Below are 22,087 nucleotides of genomic sequence, written 5' to 3' on the forward strand. Positions count from 1 at the left end.
GAGAAGAAATGAAAAAATTAAGTTTAAAAAATTTATTACCAGCATTTATGGTATTAATATTTTCTAGTGCAAATGCAATGCATATAATGGAAGGATACCTACCTGTAAAATACAGTTTACTTTGGATAGTTGTATCCCTACCTTTTGTTTTATATGGAATGAAATCTATAAAAAGTAGATTGAATGAAAACCCAAGAAATATAACTTTAATAGCTATGGCAGGGGCCTTTATATTTGTTATCTCATCTTTAAAAATCCCTTCTGTAACAGGAAGTTGTTCTCATATGACAGGAACAGGACTTGGGGCAATACTTTTTGGACCCTCAATAGTGGCAGTTCTTGGACTTATAGTTTTACTTTTCCAAGCTCTTTTATTAGCTCACGGAGGAATAACTACAATAGGAGCTAACACTTTTTCTATGAGTATAGCAGGACCAATAATAACTTTTATCATCTATAAACTATGTTTAAGAATGAAAGTAAATAAAAGAATTGCTATATTTTTAGGGGCTATGTTAGGAGATCTAGCAACTTACTGTGTAACAAGTTTACAACTTGCAATGGCTTTCCCTTCAGAAAATGGTGGAGTTTTAGTATCAGCTGTAAAATTCTTAGGAGTTTTTGCACCAACACAACTACCTCTTTCAATTATCGAGGGAATATTAACAGTTATTATAATAATCGGTTTAGAAAAATATGCTAGAAAAGAGTTAAGAAATATAAAATTTTAGGAGGAAAAGATGAGTAAAGATAAAAAATTAGTGGTAAGTTTATTGTTGGTAGTAATGCTTATGGCAATATCTCCAATATTTTTATTAAAAGATGCAGAGTTTGGTGGATCTGATGACGCTGGAAGTGTTATGATAGAGAGTATACACGAAGGATATGAGCCTTGGTTTGAACCAATCCTTGAAAAAGCAATAGGTGGAGAGTTACCTGGAGAGGTTGAAAGTTTATTTTTCTGTCTACAAACTGCTATAGGTGTTGGAATAATAGCTTTCTATATGGGGCGTATGGTAGAGAGAAAGAGATTAGGTAAAGAGGACGAAGATTTATAAAATATTTTGAGATTATAAAAATAAAAAAATAAATTTTAAAAATTGCTAGAGAAATTTTTTATTTCTTTAGCTTTTTTTATTATTGATGAAATTATAATCTATTTTTTAGAAAATAATTTTATAAAAAATGCACCCTCAATCTAATTTTAAAGATTTTAGGTGCAAGATACTATTAGTTAATTTTATTAGGAAGTTTTATAACAAACAGAGTACCTGTTTTAGTTTCAGCAAGATAAATATCCCCTTCTAAGTATTCAACAATAGATTTACAGATAGAAAGTCCAAGTCCACTTCCCCCATTATACCCTTTTATAAAAGGAGAGAATAAAAATTCTCTTTCTTTTTCAGGAACAGAAGTACCATCATTATAAAAATAAAGGTATAAATTTTCTCCAACTGTTTTAGTTGAAATTGAGAAAAAACTTTCAGAATATTTTAATTGGTTAGTTATTAAATTTTCTACTAAAATTTTCACTTTTTCTTTATTCGTTTTGAAAGTTATATTTTTATCAATAGCTAAACTAAATTTTTTAGAACTTTCTTTCACAGCCAAAAGATCTAAAACTTTTAAAACAACCTCTGAAAAATTAAATTCCTCTATATTTTCATCAAAATTATTAGCAAACTCCAAATGGATAATAGTTATTAAGTCCTGAACTTTTTGTTTCATTCTATGAGTTTGGGTGATAATAGTTTCAAGAGTAGAATTTAAATCCCCCTTAGGATAAAGATTATCCATAGCAGATGTAGTGTAACCTTCTATTATCATAAGAGGTGTTTTCATCTCGTGGGATATATATTGTAAGGTTGTTTGTCTCAAAGCACTTTCTTTATCCAAAGTCTCTTTCATAATTTTTAAATCAGATATAAGGTGTTGAAACTCTAAATCTGTTGTCTTTATAGGTATATCTTTAACCTTTTTTCCCTCTGTTATTTTCTTAGTATACTCTCTAAGTTTTTTTATATCCATATAAAGCTCTTTACTTACAAAATAAGTATAGCAAATAGATACACCTACTAAGAATAGTATAAATCCTAAAAACCAAAGGCAAATTTTTGGAAAAATATCAGCATAAATATTTTTTACAACAGAATATTCATAGATAGTTTCCCCATTTTTTAATTCTAACTCAATAGTATAAAGAAGATGTTTTCCATCTATTTTATCTTTATAAAGTTTGCTTATCTCTTTTTGAGATTTTGCATTATTTTCTATAATATCAGCAACTTTTTCTCCGTGAATACTCTGAACTACATCAATACTATTTGTAGTGACTCCTAGTATCCATTCATTTTCAATTCCAAGATCTTTTTTTTGATTAAGTGCATAATTAGATATAACTCTGTCCTCAAAAATTTTACTGAAATGCACAAATGACCAGTAATAAACAATAGAGATAGAAGTGATTGATATAAAAACTATAAAAATAGTAGTAAAAAATATTATTCTAGTTCTGATATTTTTTAGTTTTTTCATATATTATACCTATATCCAAATCCATAGATAGTTTCAATTTTTAATTTTGGTAATTTTTTTCTAATATTTTTTATATAATTATCAACAGTTCTATCACTTCCAAAGTAATCATTGCCCCAAATTTCATTTAATAAAGTTTCTCTTGAAATAGCCTTACCTTTATTTTTAATAAAGAAATTTATAATTTCAAACTCCCTACTTGTAATTTCAATATAATTTTCACTTTCATTTATAGTTCTCTTTGTAAAGTTGATAGTGTATGGATCAATGAAAACAATCTCATCAGACTCAACAGTTCGATTTTGTTTTATTAGATTTTTAACTCTGTAAATCAATTCAGTAGGTAAAAAAGGTTTGGAGATATAATCATCGCAACCGATTTCAAACCCAGTAACCCTGTCAAAACAATCCCCTTTAGCAGAGATTATTATTACAAGGTTATCTTGAGACTTCTGTTTTAACATCTTCATAAGTTCTAGACCATTCCCATCAGGTAGCATAATATCTAAAATCCATAGTTTGAATTTTTTATCAATTACATTTAAAGCTTCTTGCATATTTTTACAAGATGTAACATTATAGTTGGAGTTTTTAAGATAAAATGTCAACATTTGATTTAAATCTTTTTCATCTTCAACTAAGCAAATTTCTTCATTCATAGTAAATCCCTTCTTGTTCAATTGTTTCTGTAAAAAAATTAAATATTGTATTAAAGTTCGATACAATTTTTATACATTCTAACACAAAAAAACTTTTTTTTCTAGATTGTTGTTATATTTTTTATACATTGATTTTGTATCATATAGACAAATCAAAGGGAGGGGTGAAGTGGAAATGAAGAAAAAAGGTTTTAAGATGCCGACGTCATTTACAATTTTATTTTTACTGACAGGTATCGTTGCATTATTAACCTTTGTAATTCCAGCAGGGCAGTATGAATATGTAAATGGTACTCCAGTGGCAGGAACTTACAAAGTGGTAGCATCAAATACTCAAGGGCTATGGGATATTTTAATGGCACCAATAAAAGGTTTCAGTAGTGCGATAGATATTATTCTTTTTGTACTTGTACTTGGAGGGTGTTTAGGAGTTTTATTTGAAACAAGAGCGATAGATGCCTCTTTATCAAAAATAACAGGTAGATTAAAAGGTAGAGAAAAAGTAATAATACCAGTGATAATGACCATATGTGCTTTCGGGGGGACTACATATGGAATGGCAGAAGAAACAATAGCTTTTTATCCAATAATTTTACCAGTTTTGTTAGCAGCTGGATATGATGTTGTAACGGGGATTATGGTAATATTCTTGGGAGCAGGAATCGGAATAGCAGGAGGGATAATAAATCCATTCTCAGTTGGAATCGGTTCTAACCTTGCAGGAATATCTTTGGGCGACGGAATTTTTGTTAGATTTGCTTTATTCTTAACATATCTGATATTTGCAATAGCATTTACAATGAGATATGCAGAGAGAGTGAGAAAAGATCCTAAAAAATCAATAGTTTATGATATTAAGGATGTAACAGAAAGCAAATTTAGAAAAGACTCTTCAGAAGTTTTAGAGTTTGACTCTAAACGTAAAAGAGTAATGACAGTTTTTATAACAATGTTTGTGATAATGATAATCTCTATTATTCCTTGGGCTGATAAATTTAATATTTATATCTTTGAAGATTTCCACAACCTTTTAATGAGTTCAAAAATCATCAAAGCACTTATAGGATTTAGTAAACCTTTAGGAACTTGGCATTTTTCAGAGATGACAATGCTATTTATGGTAGGGGCTGCCTTAATAGGAAAACTTTACGGATATGAAGAAAAGAAAATAGTTAGTTTATTTGTAGCAGGAGCAAAAGATATTTTAAGCGTTGCGTTAATTCTAGGAGTAGCAAAAGGACTTTCAGTAGTTATGAAAAATGGATTGATAATAGATACAATTCTTAATTATGGAGAGGGCGTACTTTTAAACTTAAAAGCAGAGATTTTCCCAGCAATAACATATCTTTTATATATACCAGTATCATTACTTATACCATCATCATCAGGACTACAAACAGCAACAATTCCAATATTAGCACCTCTTGGGGATTTTATGGGAATAAGTAGAGAGTATGTAGTAATGGCTTGTCAAGCTGGAGCTGAAACAATGAATTTCATTTCTCCAACACAAGCAGTTTTAATGGGGGCTTTAACTTTAACAAATGTTCCATATGAAAGATGGCTAAAACATATAATTCCATTCTTCGTAGGAATAATTGTAATAACAATCACAATATTAACAATAAGCAATATGCTATAAACTTAGGAAACAAGAATTACAAATAAAAATAAAAAAGATAATATAAAATCAGGAGGTTATTATGAGTAGAGTAACAGTAATTGGAGCAGGAAACGGGGGAGTAACAGCAGCATATCATTTCACAAAATTAGGACACGACGTATGTATATATGATGACCCTAAATTTGATAAACAAATAAAAGCTATACAAGAAGCTGGAGGAATAAAAGCTTTAAATGAATCACACGGATGTAATATGTTATGTTCTGGATTTGCTAATATTCAACTAGCAACTACTGAAATAAAGAAAGCAATGGAATTTGCAGATATATTTGTTATGGTATGTCCTTCATTTGCACAAGAGAAATTATTTGAATCAATGATACCTTATTTAAAAGATGGACAAACAATATTATTAATGCCAGGAAACTATGGAAGTTTAGTTCTTTCAAAAATGTTAAGAGAGAGCGACAAAAAAGATGTAAGAATAAACTTTGCTGATGCAATATCAATTCCTTGGGCTTGTAGAATAGTTACACCAGGAGTAATAACAATAATGGGAATAAAAAAATTCCTTCCATTAAGTATAATGGCTAATACAGAAGATAAATCATTAATAGAGAAAAAATTAGCAGAGGTTTTACCAATACCAGTAGAGGTATTATCAAACCCAATAACTGCTGGACTAGAAAATATAAACTTCGGTGGACATCCACTATTAACAACTCTAAATATGGGATTACTAGAGAACTTCAATGGAAACTTCAACTATTATAGAGATTGTTGCAGTCCAGCTACATCTAGAGCAGCTGCCAAAATGGACAAGGAACGTTTAAGTGTTGGACAAGCTTTAGGATTATCTTTAAGAACAGAACTAGATGCAATGAATGCCCTTTATGGAACTGAGTATGAAACAGTATATGCTTTCAACAGAGATTCCACTACCCACGGAAAAATAAACAATTCCCCAAATAGTTCTAGCTCAAGATACATAACTGAAGATGTTGCTTACTTATTAGTTCCTTGCTATGAATTAGCTAAACTTTCAGGAATAGATGTACCAGTTGTTGAATCTTGTATAAAAATAGCATCAGCTTATAATGATGTTGACTATTTCAAAGAGGGACGTACTCTTGAAAAAATGGGATTTGCTAATGTAAAACATGATGAATTTGTAGAAATGCTAAAAAGCTTTTAATAAATTATAATAATAAAGTTTAACTTCCCGATAGTAATAATAAAAAGTGTCTTCAAATTTTTGAGGGCGCTTTTTATATTGCATAAAAAAATAGGCAGTTTTAACTGCCCATTAAAATATTAGTCTAGTTTTTAAAGATTTAGAAGCCTCATCTAAACCAGATAAATCAAAATCAAGCCAACAAGAAGTGGAGTTTTCCCCTTCATAATTAATCCTTAAAGTTTTAGACCCTTTTAATAATTCCATTTCATTACTTATAAAAATTAAATATATTTCATAAGGTTTATTTTTATTTACAAGTCCCGGGTATTCTACTTCATCCAAATATCCTATCTTTACATTTACTTTTATTTTTTCCAAAGAATCATCTTGATTATTTTCAATAGGAGATGGTTTGCATTTATCCACAAGTAAAGTCATAGAATAATAAGTAAGAGAACCCTTCAAACTATTCTTTGATATATAAATTTTTCCACTCTGTTTTGGTTCAGAATTAATAGATGAGGTAACTATTATATTTTTATTATTTTCATTTCTTTCAATTTCCCATTTAGCAAATGAAATGGAAGATAGTAATAAAAATATCAGTAGTAAGTATTTTTTCATTTTTTCTCCTTTTAAATTTAAAAAAATGTTTCATCAGATATACTTATTTTGAAAGGTTTATCTTCTAAATCAAAATAAACAGTGATATTTTTTTCAAAATCATTGACACTTTTAACAATAGTATACTCTGTTGAGACATTAAATTCAGGGTGATTTCTATAATTTGTAGGGACGTGTATCCAGCCATCACTTTGAGGATAATCTTTTATTAAGTTCTCTTGTGATAAGCTACTGACCTCCTTATTGTTTAATTTAATATTAGAATGTGATTTATCATAAAAAACAATAATAGAATTTACTATCCCCTCTTCTATCTTTTTATAATTTTCACTTTCTTCAGGTATATCAGGATTTTTTATTGTAACTTCCAAAAGGATACCATTTTTTTCTAAAAGTCTGATGATAGATCCCCCTTTAATAATACTTTTACCATCTTTGGACAGAGACCAATCAGTACGTATATCATAGTAGTCCTCTCCAACCAAAGGATTTAAAAAATACGGCTTTTTATCGGTGATATTCCAACCATCATTTAGAAATTTTTTTAGAGTGTTTGGAATAGTGAAAGATATATCATTAACTTGAATTTCAAATTTAGAATTATCCTTAGACATTTTATTTTCACCCTCTTTAGAATAGATTACAGAAAAAGATATTAAAAAACAGATTATAAGAATAAAAATTTTTTTCATCTATCCTCACCTCTATATTAAAATTTTATTTTCTATCTATTTTATATCAATTACACTGTCATTTATTTGAATTTCACTTTCATATATTTTTATAATTTTTGGTACTCCATCAGCTGGAAAACAGAAAGTATTTTTAACTGCTGTTTTAGTTGGAATATTAATATCATCAAATGGACCTAGAGCAAAAACTGCAAATCCCTCAGTGTCTAAAAGTTGAAGAGTTTTTTTCTCGTGAAGATTTGTTAGCCTTATCATTTTATCTGTTTCATTTCTTAATCCAACTGTTACCTTGTATCCTGTTTCATCTTTTTTTACTGATAGAACTGAAACCTTTACATATTTTTCAAAAAGTTCTTTATTGTAAATGATTAAAGCCTCATCTAAACTTTCTCCCTCTTTTCTTCCAGAATCTATACCATCTTTTACCCCTTTTAAGATATTTTTTCCTGTGGACACTGTTTCAGATACCACAGACGATACAGCTTTAGTTATAGGAGATTTCTCTTCTGAATAAGATAGAGCAGATAAAAGTAAACTTAAAACAAAAATAAATTTTTTCATTTTATCACCTCGTTATATAGAAATTTTAAGAATGATTTTTTATAGAAATAGTTACATCAAAGAACTTAGGTTTTTTATTATTTTCCTCATAGAAATCATCTATTGTAGGGTAGATTATCTCTTTAAGATCTATTTTCATATTTTTATTAGTTTTTCTAAATTTTTCATAATCAGTAGTTTTTAAACTATGTTTTCCTTTTTTATTTTCTTTCATTTCAATCCATAGATAGTCATTTTTAAAAGGAACATTTATACTATAAACTCCATTTTTAAAATTAGTTTTAAATGAAATATCAATATTTTCATCTATGGTTATTTTATCCTCAGATGTTGCAAGGTTTTCAGCATTTAAAAGATTCATATAGACAAGATTTGAAATTAAAGCAGTTTCTACCATAGAGTTAAGAGCTTCACCCATAGTTTTTCCTAACTCCTCCATTCCTTTTTCAAGTTGTTTGTCTACTTCTTCATCTTCTGAGATCTCTTTTATACTAATCATATCATCACTATTTTTATTATCTCTTTCTTCTTCTATCACCTGCCCATTTTTTATTTTTCCTTTAGATTGAAGAGTACCATCTTCATAGTAAACTTCATAAATTCCCTCTTCGATATTATTTTTAAACTCTTTTCTTGTCCATAAATTTCCATTGTCATAGTAATCTTCTTTTATACCATTAAGAGCTCCATCTTTAAAATTAGCTATATTTTTTAGGATTTTATTTTCAGAATAAAATTTCCAACAGCCGTTTTGTCCAGATTCATTAAAACTACCTTCTAGCTTTAAATTTCCATTATCATAGTATTCTTTATATTCACCTATTGGATTACCTTTTTTATAAGTTGTTTTAGATAAAATTTTTCCATTAGGATAGTAAGCAATATATTCTCCCTCAATAACCCCATTTTTAAAATTAGTTTTTAGTCTTAAATTTCCGTTATCATTATAATAGTGTTCTGTAACCCCATCTCTTTCACCATCTTTAAAATTGGTATTATCAACTAAAACTCCCTCTTCTGTATATAGTTTAAAATTTCCATTTTGTTTTCCATCTTTCCAATGTCCAATCTCTTTTATCTGATTTTTAAAATATATAACATTTAATCCATTAAGTTCACCATCTTTATATGAATAGATGTCCATATACTCATCATTTGTTTTTTTTAGTCTTCCAGTAAAAGGTTTTCCATCTTCAACAGAAAGTTTACCATTTATATTTCTCACTTTTTCATTATCTTCAATAGCAGGAAGATATTTAAAAAATGAATATCTATTATAATAAATATAGGTTCCAGAAGTAACACAAAGAAATAATATAGTTCCTAAAATTATTTTTATTTTCATATTTTCCTCCAATCAATTTTATAAAGAGTTTTAAAATATTATTTTGATAGCTTTGGAAAGAAAGGATATTACTAAAAATATACTTCCTATTATTATTAAAATATATTCTCTTCCTTTATTAGCTCCATCATCAGCTATCCAAAATTCTTTAGGATTATTTTTATTTACAACTAATTTATACTCTTTTCCTATTTCATATTCAATAAAATTTATATTTTTTAATTTTTTTATAAATTTTTTAGTTTTTTCTGGAACTTCATCAGGATTTATATTTTTTAACTCATCTATTTTTTCCTTGTTTGTGTACTTTCCTCTGTACTCTTCATTATAAGTGACTCCATTAACTACATATCTAAATATAGGATAATGTCTATTTCTAGATGGGGAATAATAAAATTCAGTAAGAGTTCCCTTTGTATAAAAATTTTCTTTCATAGTTTTATTATATTGGTAAAGATTAAAACATCCTATAAAAATAAGTATAATTCCAATTATTCTTAGCATTCTATCACCTCAAATAAAAAAATGCTCATAACAAAATTATTTATAGGAATAAATAATTAAGTCATAAGCATCATCTCCTTAAATTAAGTTAAAGAAGTATTTTAAATATAAAGTCAAATATTTAATTTTGATATGTAAATATTTTTTATAATTATACTATAAAAAATATTAAAAATCAACTGTTACTTACTAGCTTTTAGATGTTCATAGGCATTGAAAATATTTAAGATTTGCATTTTTATTCCAACAATAATAGAACTTTCATCAACCATAAATTTATCATTATGTAGTGGCTCAATAGCTCCAATATCTTCGTTTCTAATTCCTAAAAAGAAAAAAGCTCCGGGAACTTTTTCTAAATAATAAGCAAAATCTTCGGCTCCCATTTCAGAATATTTTCTAGTGATAATTTTTTCTTTACCGAGTAACTCTATACCACTTTTTTTCACAATGTCAACATACTCTTCGTGATTAATCAAAGCATTGTAACTATCTTTAAATAATACTTCAGCTTTTGCTCCATATCCTTTACATACAAATTCACTCATATCTTTAACTCTTTCTTTAATAAAAGTTCTCATCTCTTGAGAAAGAGTACGAATGATACCAGTTAAAGAAACTTCATCAGCTACAATATTTTCTTTTGTTCCTCCGTTAATAGTTCCAAAAGTTATAACTGCTGAATCTCTTGCATCAGTATTTCTTGAGATAATAGATTGGATAGAACTTATAACTTGGCTAGCAGTTACAATGGCATCAATTCCATTATGTGGGAAGGCTCCGTGAGTGCTTTTTCCAAGAATATTTATTTTGAAAGTTGTTGAGGCAGCAAACATTGGTCCATATTTAATTCCAATCTCTCCAGAATTTATAAAAGGATCTACATGGATACCAAAAATAGCATCTACTCCTTCAAGAGCCCCATCTTCTATCATAGGTAAAGCTCCCCCAGTAGTTTCCTCAGCTGGTTGGAATATAAGTCTCACATTGCAAGGCAAATCATCTTTTATTTCAGAGAGAATTTTAGCAACTCCAAGAAGAATAGAACAATGGACATCATGTCCACAGGCGTGCATCTTTCCTTCGTGTTGAGATTTATACGGGCAGTCAGAAGTTTCTAAAATAGGAAGAGCATCAATATCAGCTCTTAAGGCTATTGTTATAGAATTATCTTTTCCATAAAAATTTGCTATAATTCCACTTTTTCCTATATTTGTCTTGTAATTGACACCAAGTTCAGTTAAAATAGAAGTGATGTATTTTGTAGTTTCAGGTAAATCAAAATCAAGTTCAGGGATTTTATGCAATTCCCTTCTGTTATTTATAAACCAAGTATTATATTTATCAATATTTTCTAAAATATTATTTATCATAAAAATTTCCTCCTGAAAAGTTGATTATTAAAAATTATAGCAAAAAAAATTTTTTAAAACAAATAAATTTAAAATAAAGTTAAAAAATAGTGTATATATATCAAATTAAGAGAATGTATATAAAATATATATTTTTATTTTTGAAAGTTTTGTTATAGAATTACAACAATAGAACAAAAACGGATTGAGGAGCGATTGACAAGAGTAATTATATGGAGTTACCTAGCTATGATATATAATAAAAGGGTAAATCGCCGAAATTTAGTTGAGTTGGGTACTTAGCTAAGTTGGGTTTATGGAAAATATTCATAAAACTGTCATTGAATTTCAATGTTGTGCTTTCTGTTGAGTAATTTATTCATTCTTTTAAATCTTAAGTATATTTATATATTTTAGTAAAAATTATGAAAATATTAACCAACAGATCGGTCTGTTGGTTTTTTTATTTAAAAAAGTAAAAAGGAGATATTTTTATGAGAGTAGTACTAAAATATGGTGGATCAAGTGTGGCAACTATCGAAAAGATAAAAGCAATAGCTGAATATATAGTTAACTTGAAAAAAACTAAATATGATGAAGTGATAGTTGTAGCTTCTGCAATGGGAAAAACAACAAATGCTTTAATAGCTATGGCAAAAGAGATAAGTGAAACTCCAAGTCAAAGAGAGCTTGACTCACTTCTTTCAACAGGAGAACAGCAAACTGTATCTCTGCTTTCTATGGCAATTAATTCTATGGGACAAAAAGCAGTATCACTTACTGGGTATCAAGCCAATGTAAAAACAGTGGGAGTTCATACAAAAAGTAAGATAAAAAAAATTGATACTGAAAGAATAGAGGAATATCTAAAAGATGATAATGTAGTAATAGTGGCAGGATTCCAAGGGATAAACGATAATGGTGATATTACTACACTAGGAAGAGGGGGATCTGATACAAGTGCTGTGGCATTAGCAGTATCTTTAAATTGTGAATGTAAAATCTACACAGATGTAGAGGGAATTTATAGTGTAGATCCTAGATTATATAGTGAGGCAAAATTTTTAGATAAAATTTCTTATGAAGAGATGATGGAAATGGCCAATTTAGGTGCTGGAATAATGGAAACAAGAGCAGTTGAAATTGGTAAAAAATATAATATACCTATATTTGTTGGAAAAACTTTAAGCGAAACAGGAGGAACTTGGATAATGGATATGAACGATATTTTAGAGGATAAATTAGTAACAGGAATAAGCGTAACAAGGGAGATAATAGTAACAACACTTTCAAAAATAGAATATTCTAGTGAGAGAATAGCAAAAATATTTTCTATAATAAATGAAGTTGGATTAAATATAAATATGATTTCTCAAAATGTAACTAATGATGGAATGGCAAAAATTTCATTTAGTTGTGTTGAGGGAGAGAGATACTTACTAGAACAAGCAATCTCAAGAATAAAAGAGGATATAAATTGTGAATTGGATTATCAAGATAATATGGCTATGATTTCAATAGTTGGTGTAGGAATGATAAATAACTCTGGTGTATCAGGAAAATTCTTTAAAGCTTTAAGTATGGCTGGAGTTGATTTCTATCAAGTAACAACATCAGAGATAAGCGTTTCTTGTAGTATAAATAGAAAAGATATAAATGTAGCAGTTGAAAGAGTAGCGAGAGAATTTAATTTATAATTTTTGGGAGGATATAATAATGAGAGTAGCAATTGTAGGAGTAACAGGATTAGTAGGAAGTACATTTTTAAAAGTTTTAGAAGAAAGAGATTTAGGAATAACAGAATTATTTTTATTTGCTTCAGCAAGAAGTGCTGGTAAAAAAATAATTTTCAGAGGAAAAGAATATACAGTAGAGGAATTAACAGAAACAAGTTTTGACAGAGGGATCGATATAGCACTTTTCTCAGCTGGTGGAGATGTTAGTAAAAAATTTGCTCCAATAGCAGCTTCTAAAGGTTGTCTTGTAGTGGATAACTCTTCAGCTTGGAGAATGGATCCCGAAGTTCCATTAGTAGTACCAGAGGTAAATAAAGATGCAGCTTTTGGAAATCACGGAATAATAGCAAATCCAAACTGTTCAACAATTCAATGTATGGCACCACTTAAAGCTCTAGCAGATAAATATGGACTTAAAAGAGTAATCTATAATACATATCAAGCTGTATCAGGAACAGGACAAAAAGGTGTTCAAGACTTAGAAAATGGATTAAAAGGTCTTGAGCCAAAAGTATATCCACATCAAATAGTTAACAACTGTTTACCTCATATAGATAGTTTCTTAGATAATGGATATACTAAAGAAGAGATAAAAATGATAAATGAAACAAGAAAAATTTTAGGATTGCCAAATCTACCAGTAACAGCTACTTGTGTAAGAGTTCCAGTAATAAACTCTCACTCAGTTTCAATAACAGCAGAGCTAGAAAAAGAATTTGATATAGAAGATGTAAAAAAAGTTATAGGAGAATATGAGGGAATTATTTTAGTGGATAATCCTAAAAATAATGAGTATCCTTTAGCAAGTGATGCCACTGGTCAAGATAAAGTACTAGTAGGAAGAATCAGAAGAGACTTCAGTACAGAAAATAGTGTAAACCTTTGGACAGTAGCTGATAATATAAGAAAAGGTGCAGCAACAAATGCTGTACAGATAGCAGAATTATTTAGAGATATAAAAAATAAATTGGCTTAGGAGGTAAAAATGTCAATATTTGTTGGTTCAGGAGTAGCACTTGTAACTCCATTTGATGAAAACAATCAAGTAAATTATAAAAAATTAGGAGAACTTTTAGAGTATCATGTAGAAAATAAAACTGATGCTATTGTAATATCTGGGACAACTGGAGAAGCATCTACAATGACAGAGTCTGAAAGATTAAATGTTATAAAATTTACTGTGGATAAAATAGCCAAAAGAATACCTGTAATAGCTGGAACAGGTTCTAACTCAACAGAGATAGCAGTGGAGTTTAGTAAAAAAGTTGAAGTTTTAGGTGTAGACGGACTTTTAGTGGTGACTCCTTACTATAATAAAGGAAATGAAAGAGGAATTTATGGACACTATAAAGAGATAGCTGAAAGTGTTGAACTTCCAATAATTTTATATAATGTTCCAGGAAGAACAGGGGTAAACTTATCAGTATCTTTAGTTAAAGAATTAGCTAAATTTAAAAATATAGTGGCTATAAAAGAGGCAAGTGGAAATATATCTTATGCAGCTGAGATAGCAAGACAAGTTCCTGAACTTGATATCTATTCAGGAAATGATGATATGACAGTTCCTATTCTATCTTTAGGTGGAAAAGGTGTAATATCAGTTTCAGCTAACATTATTCCAGAAGTTATTCATAATATGGTAATGAGTTTCTTAAATGGAGATTCAAAAGAGGCTTGTAGATTACAACTTGGATATAATGAACTTTCAAATGGTATGTTTATAGAAACAAATCCAGTTCCTGTTAAAGAGGCTATGAACTATTTAGGTTATGAAGTTGGAGGATGTAGACTACCACTAGGAGAAATGTATCAAGAAAATATAGAAAAATTACATTCAATAATTGATAGACACGAGGTAAAAAAATGGAAATAATTATACACGGAACAGGAGCTATGGGAAGTGTTGTAAGAGAATTAGCTACTGAAGACACTGATATAAAAGTAACTGGTTTTGCTGATGAGTTAACAAATGAAGAGGGAGATGTTATAATAGACTTTTCACATTTTTCAAGATTAAACACTCTTCTTGACTATGCAAATGAGAAAAAAATTCCTCTTGTAATAGCAACAACAGGATATACAGATGAAATATATAATAAGATAGTAGAAGTTTCTAAAAATATTCCAATCTTATTATCTTCTAATATGTCTCTAGGTGTAAATCTTATGCAAGATATATTAGAAAAAATAGTTCCTATTTTATATGGAAATTATGATATAGAACTTATAGAAAAACACCATAATAAAAAAGTAGATTCTCCAAGTGGAACTGCAAAAACAATCTTAGATGTGATCGAAAAAGGTTGCTCAGAAAAGATGGAAAAAGTTTATGGAAGAGAGGGAATTAAAAAAAGAGAAAAAAATGAAATTGGTGTCAGTGTAGTGAGAGGCGGAACTATTGTTGGTGAACATTCTGTTCTATTTTGTGGGAATGATGAAATAATAGAGATCAAACATACAGCACTTTCTAAGAAGATATTCGGAATAGGAGCAATAAAAGCTGCAAAATTTTTGGTTAATAAAGAACCAGGACTTTATGAAATGAAAGACATATTTAATAATTTATAAAAAATGACAAGACAGATTTAAATTTGTATGATATAATTTTACACGGTGGTTTGAGTGGGAAGAAGTATTTTTTCAACAAAAGCCACAATTAACTAGGAGGAAGAATGAACGGAGTAAATACAGCTACTGAAATAATAGCTTTTATAAAAAATTCGAAAAAAAGTACACCAGTAAAGGCATATATAAATGGTGAATTACTAAGTACAGAAGTAGAAGCAAAAATATTTAAAGGTGACGGATCTTATATAGTTATAGGAGAATCATCAGAAGTAGAAAAATTACTAGAAGCAAATAAAGATACAATAAAAGATGTATATATAGAAAACGATAGAAGAAACTCTGGAGTTCCTATGCTTGATAAGAGAAATATCAATGCTAGAATAGAGCCAGGAGCAATAATAAGAGATAAGGTTACTATCGGAGATAATGCTGTTATTATGATGGGAGCTGTAATAAATATCGGGGCTATCATAGGAGATGGAACTATGATCGATATGGGAGCTGTTCTTGGAGGAAGAGCCACTGTTGGTAAAAACTGCCATATAGGAGCAGGAGCTGTTCTTGCAGGAGTAGTAGAACCACCTTCAGCAACTCCAGTAATAGTAGAAGATGGAGTTTTAATAGGAGCAAACGCTGTTGTTATAGAGGGAGTTAGAATAGGAAAAGGAGCTGTTGTTGGAGCAGGAGCTGTTGTAATTGAAGATGTTCCAGCAGGGGCTGTTGTAACTGGAAACCCAGCAAGAATAATAAAAACAGTGGATGAAAAGACTTTGGAAAAAACGCAATTAGTTGACGACCTGAGAAAATAGGCTGTCGAAAAATAAATAGGAGGCAAGATGCAAGTAAACCAGAATGTAGCTAAAATTCAATATTCATTAATCAGAGTATTAAATGAGGAAGCTAAAAAATATGACAATTCAATTAACTTAACTATTGGAGAGCCAGACTTAAGTACAGAGAAAGGAATAGTAGAAGACGCATGTCAATATGCTATGACTCACAAATTAAGTTATCCACCAACAGGAGGAGGAGTTGAGTTAAGAGGAATAATCGCTGATTACTACAATAAGAAATATGGGTGTTCTTATGTAGCAGACAACGTAGTAATGAATATAGGAGCTTCTGAAGCTATTTCTTCATGTTTTAAAACACTACTTAACATTGGTGACGAGGTAATAATATTCAAACCATATTATCCAGGATATTTACCAATGATAACAATGACTTATGCAAAACCTGTTTTTGTTGATACTTCTAAAACAAACTTTACAATAACACCAGAATTATTAGCTCAGTATGTTACAGATAAGACAAAAGTAATCTTAATTTGTAACCCATCTAACCCTTCTGGAAATGTAATGAGTAGAGAAGAGATCGAGAAAATAGTAGATTATGTAGCTGATAAGGATATATTTATCTTAGCTGATGAAATTTATAATGAATTATCTTTTGTGGACTTCACTTCATTTGCAAGTTTCCCAAAAATTAAAGATAAATTAATAATAGTAAATGGATTCTCAAAATCACACTCAATGACTGGATGGAGAGTAGGATATACTATATTCCCATTAGAGTATAGAAAATTATTTGTAAATGCTACTTTATTCACATTAGGATCTCCAGTTGCAGTATCTCTAGCAGCAGCAGAGTCAGCTATCACAAAATATAGTGATAGAAGTCATGTAAGAAAAATCTATCAAGAAAGAGCAGAGTATTTATACAAAAGACTTATAGATTTAGGATTTGAAGTTGTAAAACCTAAGGGAGCTTTCTATCTATTTGTAAAATACACTATGTTCTCAGATTTAGATTCGTTTGAGTTTACTATGGATGTATTAAAAGAGGTTCAAGTAGCTTTAGTTCCAGGAATTTCATTTGGAAATGAGGGATACTTTAGAATTTCTTTAATAGCTGATATCCCAACTCTTGGAGAAACAGCAGACAGATTGAAAAAATATTTAGACAATCATAAAAAATAATTTTTAGATAAATGACCTTGATACTTTTTAGTATTAAGGTTATTTTATATTACTTAAATAAGTTGATTAAAAGAAAAATTTTTCTTGAAAAAAAGAGTTTTTTTTGTTAAAATTATTAGAAGATTAAAAATTAATAGTTTATTTCTTAAAATAAAATTTTATATGTTTTATAAAATTTATTTTTTAATAATATTAATTTAAAAAAGGATTTCTTTTTAAATATTTTATAAAATATTTATAGATGTCCTTATTTTTTTTCGAAAAAATTTAGGGGGAGAGATGAGCAAAATAAAAGTAAAATCTTTAATCTCTTTAACATTACCTATTTTCCTAGAACTTCTTCTTATAACCATAGTAGGAAATATAGATACAATAATGTTAAAGCAATATAGTGATGAGGCAGTTGGAGCAGTTGGAGGGATAAGCCAAGTTTTAAATATTCAAAACGTTATCTTTGGTTTTATCAACTTGGCAACTTCTATACTTTGTGCTCAATTTATTGGGGCAAGAAATAAGGAAAAAGTTCAAGAGGTAATAACAGTTTCCTTAGTTCTAAATTTGATACTTGGTGTTATAATGGGAGCTCTTTATTTTATATTCTGGGAGTTTATTATGAGGAAGATAAACTTACCAATAGAGCTTTCAGACATGGTAAAATACTATTTCCAACTTGTTGGGGGACTATGTGTGTTTCAGGCTATAACATTAACTTGTGGAGCTATAATGAAAAGCCATGGAAATCCAAAACTTATGCTTTATGTTAATATAGGGGTAAACCTTTTAAATATTTTTGGAAATGGGATGTTTATTTTTGGTTGGTTTGGAGCACCTATACTTGGACCAACAGGGGTTGGAATTTCAACAGTTGTTTCAAGATTCTTTGGTTGCATAGTTGGATTTATAGTTATGAGTAGATACTGCAAATTTAAATTTAGAAAAAAATATTTTAAACCTTTCCCAGTTTATATGGTAAAAAATATCTTGTCAATAGGGATACCTACAGCTGGAGAAAACTTTGCTTGGAATATAGGACAGCTTATGATAATGGCAATGATAAATAATATGGGTACAACTATGATAACTTCAAGAACATATTTAATGTTACTTGCAAACTTCATAATGACTTTTTCAATATCATTGGGACACGCCACAGCAATTCAAGTTGGACAGTTAGTTGGAGCTGGTGAAGAGGATGATGCTTATAAAAAATGTTTAAGAAGCTTAAAAATTTCAATAGTTTTATCTTTTGTGGTAACCTCTTTAATAGCATTATTTAGAACTCCTATTATGAGAATGTTTACAAATGATATTTATATATTAGAGGCATCTTTAAAAGTTTTCCCTTGGATGATATTATTAGAAGTAGGAAGGGTGTTTAATATAGTTATTATAAACTCACTTCATGCTGCTGGAGATATAAAATTTCCAATGTTTATAGGGATTATATTTATCTTTATAGTGGCAGTTCCATTCTCATATGTTTTAGGAATAAAACTTGGCTGGGGCTTAGTTGGGATATGGTTAGCAAATGCTCTTGATGAATGGTCAAGAGGTATAGCAATGTTTATAAGATGGACAAGTAAAAAATGGAAAAATAAAAAATTTGTATAATAAAAAATAAAAGTAAGGGAATTTGGTTAATCATTTTTGTAAAATGGTTTATAAATTCCTTTTTTTATTAAAAGTAAAAAAGTTTTTTATTTAATTCTTTACTTTTATAGTAGAAAAATTTATAATTAAAATAGAGAAAACTTTATGAAGAGAGGTGGATAAATTGAAAAAGAGATTATATATAGGACTTTTACTTGGATTGACTATTATTTTTAATGGATGTTCAGAGAAGAAAGATACAAAAAATAATTTAAATAATGAAATATCATTTATGATACCAGACTGGGGAGTTCCTCCTCAAGAGATGCTTGATGAATTTCAAAAAGAGAGTGGAATAAAGGTAAATGTAGAAACAGTTTCTTGGGATGATATGAGAAATAAAATAGCTATTGCAGCCAGTGGGAAAAAAGCAGCAGCAGATGTTTTTGAGGTTGACTGGTCTTGGATAGGGGAGTTTAATAGTGCCAATTGGTTGGAGCCATTGGATGTAAAAGAAGAGGATATAAAAGATATTCCTAGTTTGGATACTTTTATTGTAAATGGTAAAGTTTTAGCTATACCATATGCAAACGACTTCCGTATAGCTTATTATAACAAAGATATCTACTCAAAAGCTGGATTAGAAGAACCAAAAACTTGGGATGATGTAGTTATGAATATGAAGATTTTAAAAGAAAAAAATATTTTAAAATACCCATACACTTTCCCATTAAATGCCAATGAGGGTACAACAACTTCATTTATTTGGTTAACATATTTAAGAGATGGAAAAGTTTTCAATGAAGATGGAACATTAAATAGAGAGAATGCTTTAGAGTCTTTAAGATTTATAGATGAGATGGTAAAATCTCAAATGATAAATCCAGCAAACCTAACAATGAGTGCAATAGATACATATAGAGAGCTATTATCTAAAGACTCAGGATTTATGGTTGGACCAACTTCGTTTATAGCAAGAGCTGTTGATCCAAAACAATCAAAAGTAATAGGAGAGATAGAGGTTATCCTACCTCCGGGTAAAGATGGAAAGGCAACTCAAACTATGGCATTAACAGAGGCTGTTGGTGTTTCTTCTCTTTCAAAAAATAAAGAGGCTGCAAAGAAATTTGTAGAGTGGTATACTTCAAAAAATTCACAAAGAGCTTTCTTTAAAGAGATGAGTACTATTCCAACAAGAACTTCAGTTCTTACTGAGGTTATTGATGCAGGAGAGATTAAAAACTCTGGAGCAATGAAAGAAACTTCATTATTAATAAAATCACCATTCCCTACTGGTGTACCAGCTTATTATGCTGAAATGAGTAATGCTATTTATAATACAATAAACAAAATGGCTAGTGGAAATATAACTCCAGAATTAGCTTTAGAAGAGATTGATAAGAAAATTAAGGAATTGGTCAAAAATAACTAATGAATATAAAAAAGTTAGGGAGTAGAAGTTTTCCATACTTTTTAATTTTACCATCAATATTAATTATGATATGTACAGTTTTATATCCAGTTTTTTTAACTTTGATGTATAGTTTTCAAAGATACCAGTTAACAAAACCATATGCAAGAAAATTTATAGGTACTCAAAATTATGTTGATATTTTAAAGGACGGAAACTTTTATGATGTATTAATAAATACAGGAATAGTGGTAGGAATTATTTTAATAGTAGGGATAATATTTAGTTTTTTAACAGCTTTGATACTAAATAGACAAAATAAATTAACAAATATATTAACAGCCATTGCAATAATTCCTTGGGTTTTACCTCCTGTGGTTAATGGAGTTATTTGGAAATTTATTTTCTATCCAGAATTTGGTTTAGTAAATAAAATTTTATATTATTTTAATTTAACAGACTCACCAATTTTATGGCTAAATACTAGATATGGAGCCTTAATAATAATTGGATTGATAGTGGCTTGGAGAACTATACCTTTTTGTACAATTTTACTTTTGGCAAATATAAAAGCTATACCAGAAGATATTTTTGAGGCAGCAGAGGTAGATGGAGCTACAACTTTTGAACAGATAAAAAGTATAATGATACCTATACTTTTTCCTACTTTTTTAATAGTGATAACAAATCTTGTTTTGACAGGGATAAATGTTTTTGATGAGATAGTGGCCTTGGTAGGATTTAGAAAATTAGGTGAAACATATATGATATATAATTATAACCAAACTTTTTCATTTTTTAATATAGGGTATGGAAGTGCAATATCCTATACAATAACAATAATCTGTGGAATACTAGGATTGATTTATATAAAAGTTTTAAAGAGGAGAACTGCTTAAGATGAAGATAAAAAAAGAAAATATTTTTTATTGGTTGGGAGTTCTAATATTTTTAATAATAGTTCTTGTTCCAATAGTTTGGTGTATAATTATAAGTTTAAGTTCAGAGAAAGATATTTTTACTGGAAAGGCAGTTTTCTTGCCTCAAAAATTTGATTTTTCAAATTATAAAAAATTATTAACATATTCAACAAAAGAGGGGAGTAGTTTTCTATTATCTATGAAAAACTCCTTTATAACAAGTGCGATAACTGTGATAATAGGAACACCTCTAGCTGTTGTAACTGGTTATGTTTTTGCAAGACATAAGGGGAAAATTATTTTAAAAATAATGGGACTTCTTATTTCCACAATAATAATACCTGTTTTTACTACAATAATACCTCTATATACAATATTTTCAGAGTATGGAATATTAAATAATATTTTTTGGTTGGCTATTGTGTATATTTCATCATTCCTACCTCTTATCACTTGGATATCTATGAATTATTTTAAAGAATTTCCAATTGAAATAGAGGAGATGGCACTAGTTGATGGTTGTAATAGATTTCAAGTTTTGATATATATCTTAATTCCAAATGTATATCCTATAATATTAACAGGAATGTTGATAATATTTTTAAAAGCTTGGAACCAATACCAACTTCCTTTGATTTTAGCAGCATCAAGAGATGTAAAACCATTGACAGTCTTACTTGCAGAATTTTCTTCAAAGGATATGATACTTTATGGACAGATAGCCTCAGCTGGTATCTTAACAATAATACCTCCAATGATATTCTCATTTGTATTTAGAAGATATTTAATTTCAGGTTTAACAAAAGGTTC

General features: G+C 29.0%; 22 protein-coding genes and 1 riboswitch. Of the genes, 14 read left to right on the plus strand and 8 right to left on the minus strand.

Annotation, left to right across the window (positions count from 1 at the left end; translation table 11 throughout):
- Positions 1–8: 8 nt before the first annotated feature.
- Together Q1J48_RS00595 and Q1J48_RS00600 are read left to right on the plus strand one after the other, a co-directional pair.
- Positions 9–731, plus strand: coding sequence for an energy-coupling factor ABC transporter permease (locus Q1J48_RS00595; protein WP_300330346.1), 723 nt, complete (start codon positions 9–11; stop codon positions 729–731).
- A 9-nt stretch (positions 732–740) separates the two neighbouring features.
- On the plus strand, positions 741–1,058 hold the full coding sequence (locus Q1J48_RS00600) for an energy-coupling factor ABC transporter substrate-binding protein (protein ID WP_300330343.1): 318 nt from the start codon (positions 741–743) through the stop codon (positions 1,056–1,058).
- Between the two features lie 172 nt (positions 1,059–1,230).
- Here the strand turns inward: Q1J48_RS00600 and Q1J48_RS00605 are convergent, their stop codons facing one another.
- On the minus strand, positions 1,231–2,535 hold the full coding sequence (locus Q1J48_RS00605) for a sensor histidine kinase (protein WP_300360596.1): 1,305 nt from the start codon (positions 2,533–2,535) through the stop codon (positions 1,231–1,233).
- Positions 2,532–3,194: a response regulator transcription factor gene (locus Q1J48_RS00610; protein WP_300330337.1), complete on the minus strand. Its 663-nt coding sequence runs from the start codon at positions 3,192–3,194 to the stop codon at positions 2,532–2,534. The genes Q1J48_RS00605 and Q1J48_RS00610 overlap by 4 nt, the downstream gene beginning before the upstream one ends.
- 175 nt (positions 3,195–3,369) lie before the next feature.
- On the opposite strand from Q1J48_RS00610, the gene Q1J48_RS00615 reads away from it, so the two are divergent.
- Positions 3,370–4,836, plus strand: coding sequence for a YfcC family protein (locus Q1J48_RS00615; protein WP_300360613.1), 1,467 nt, complete (start codon positions 3,370–3,372; stop codon positions 4,834–4,836).
- Positions 4,837–4,897: 61 nt separating this feature from the next.
- On the plus strand, positions 4,898–6,013 hold the full coding sequence (locus Q1J48_RS00620; protein ID WP_300330334.1) for an NAD/NADP-dependent octopine/nopaline dehydrogenase family protein: 1,116 nt from the start codon (positions 4,898–4,900) through the stop codon (positions 6,011–6,013).
- Positions 6,014–6,124: 111 nt separating this feature from the next.
- Here the strand turns inward: Q1J48_RS00620 and Q1J48_RS00625 are convergent, their stop codons facing one another.
- From Q1J48_RS00625 to Q1J48_RS00650, 6 genes are all read right to left on the minus strand, one after another.
- Positions 6,125–6,619, minus strand: coding sequence for a hypothetical protein (locus Q1J48_RS00625; protein WP_300330331.1), 495 nt, complete (start codon positions 6,617–6,619; stop codon positions 6,125–6,127).
- Between the two features lie 17 nt (positions 6,620–6,636).
- Positions 6,637–7,311: a hypothetical protein gene (locus Q1J48_RS00630; protein WP_300360597.1), complete on the minus strand. Its 675-nt coding sequence runs from the start codon at positions 7,309–7,311 to the stop codon at positions 6,637–6,639.
- Positions 7,312–7,347: 36 nt separating this feature from the next.
- A complete protein-coding gene (locus Q1J48_RS00635; RefSeq protein WP_300360599.1) occupies positions 7,348–7,872 on the minus strand; it encodes a hypothetical protein in 525 nt (174 codons plus the stop codon).
- 25 nt (positions 7,873–7,897) lie between these two features.
- Positions 7,898–9,217 carry a toxin-antitoxin system YwqK family antitoxin gene (locus tag Q1J48_RS00640; RefSeq protein WP_300360601.1) on the minus strand — a complete coding sequence of 440 codons (1,320 nt, stop codon included), beginning with the start codon at positions 9,215–9,217 and terminating at the stop codon, positions 7,898–7,900.
- A 30-nt stretch (positions 9,218–9,247) separates the two neighbouring features.
- The gene (locus tag Q1J48_RS00645; protein WP_300360603.1) at positions 9,248–9,721 is read right to left on the minus strand and encodes a hypothetical protein; all 474 of its coding nucleotides are present in this window, start codon (positions 9,719–9,721) and stop codon (positions 9,248–9,250) included.
- A gap of 182 nt (positions 9,722–9,903) precedes the next feature.
- Positions 9,904–11,094: a M20 metallopeptidase family protein gene (locus Q1J48_RS00650; protein ID WP_300360605.1), complete on the minus strand. Its 1,191-nt coding sequence runs from the start codon at positions 11,092–11,094 to the stop codon at positions 9,904–9,906.
- A gap of 176 nt (positions 11,095–11,270) precedes the next feature.
- A riboswitch (Lysine riboswitch) is annotated at positions 11,271–11,443 on the plus strand.
- A gap of 124 nt (positions 11,444–11,567) precedes the next feature.
- Between Q1J48_RS00650 and Q1J48_RS00655 the strand changes: the two genes are divergently transcribed.
- The 10 genes from Q1J48_RS00655 to Q1J48_RS00700 form a co-directional block, all read left to right on the plus strand.
- Positions 11,568–12,770 (plus strand): aspartate kinase, encoded by a 1,203-nt coding sequence (locus Q1J48_RS00655; protein WP_300330313.1) that lies wholly within the window; start codon positions 11,568–11,570, stop codon positions 12,768–12,770.
- A gap of 19 nt (positions 12,771–12,789) precedes the next feature.
- The gene (locus Q1J48_RS00660; RefSeq protein ID WP_300330309.1) at positions 12,790–13,785 is read left to right on the plus strand and encodes an aspartate-semialdehyde dehydrogenase; all 996 of its coding nucleotides are present in this window, start codon (positions 12,790–12,792) and stop codon (positions 13,783–13,785) included.
- A gap of 9 nt (positions 13,786–13,794) precedes the next feature.
- Positions 13,795–14,682, plus strand: coding sequence for a 4-hydroxy-tetrahydrodipicolinate synthase (dapA, locus tag Q1J48_RS00665; protein ID WP_300360607.1), 888 nt, complete (start codon positions 13,795–13,797; stop codon positions 14,680–14,682).
- Positions 14,673–15,377: a 4-hydroxy-tetrahydrodipicolinate reductase gene (gene dapB / locus Q1J48_RS00670; RefSeq protein ID WP_300330303.1), complete on the plus strand. Its 705-nt coding sequence runs from the start codon at positions 14,673–14,675 to the stop codon at positions 15,375–15,377. Before dapA ends, dapB begins: the two co-directional genes overlap by 10 nt.
- A gap of 104 nt (positions 15,378–15,481) precedes the next feature.
- The gene (gene dapD / locus Q1J48_RS00675) at positions 15,482–16,186 is read left to right on the plus strand and encodes a 2,3,4,5-tetrahydropyridine-2,6-dicarboxylate N-acetyltransferase (RefSeq protein ID WP_300330300.1); all 705 of its coding nucleotides are present in this window, start codon (positions 15,482–15,484) and stop codon (positions 16,184–16,186) included.
- A 27-nt stretch (positions 16,187–16,213) separates the two neighbouring features.
- Positions 16,214–17,356 carry a pyridoxal phosphate-dependent aminotransferase gene (locus tag Q1J48_RS00680; protein ID WP_300360608.1) on the plus strand — a complete coding sequence of 381 codons (1,143 nt, stop codon included), beginning with the start codon at positions 16,214–16,216 and terminating at the stop codon, positions 17,354–17,356.
- A gap of 279 nt (positions 17,357–17,635) precedes the next feature.
- The gene (locus Q1J48_RS00685) at positions 17,636–18,967 is read left to right on the plus strand and encodes an MATE family efflux transporter (RefSeq protein ID WP_300360609.1); all 1,332 of its coding nucleotides are present in this window, start codon (positions 17,636–17,638) and stop codon (positions 18,965–18,967) included.
- Between the two features lie 163 nt (positions 18,968–19,130).
- The gene (locus Q1J48_RS00690; RefSeq protein WP_300329682.1) at positions 19,131–20,378 is read left to right on the plus strand and encodes an ABC transporter substrate-binding protein; all 1,248 of its coding nucleotides are present in this window, start codon (positions 19,131–19,133) and stop codon (positions 20,376–20,378) included.
- The gene (locus tag Q1J48_RS00695) at positions 20,378–21,256 is read left to right on the plus strand and encodes a carbohydrate ABC transporter permease (RefSeq protein ID WP_300360610.1); all 879 of its coding nucleotides are present in this window, start codon (positions 20,378–20,380) and stop codon (positions 21,254–21,256) included. The genes Q1J48_RS00690 and Q1J48_RS00695 overlap by 1 nt, the downstream gene beginning before the upstream one ends.
- Position 21,257: 1 nt before the next feature.
- Positions 21,258–22,087 (plus strand): carbohydrate ABC transporter permease (locus Q1J48_RS00700; RefSeq protein WP_300360611.1); only part of this gene is annotated, 830 nt, incomplete at its 3' end.

The organism is Fusobacterium sp. (genome assembly GCF_029258315.1).
Taxonomy (GTDB): Bacteria; Fusobacteriota; Fusobacteriia; order Fusobacteriales; family Fusobacteriaceae; genus Fusobacterium_B.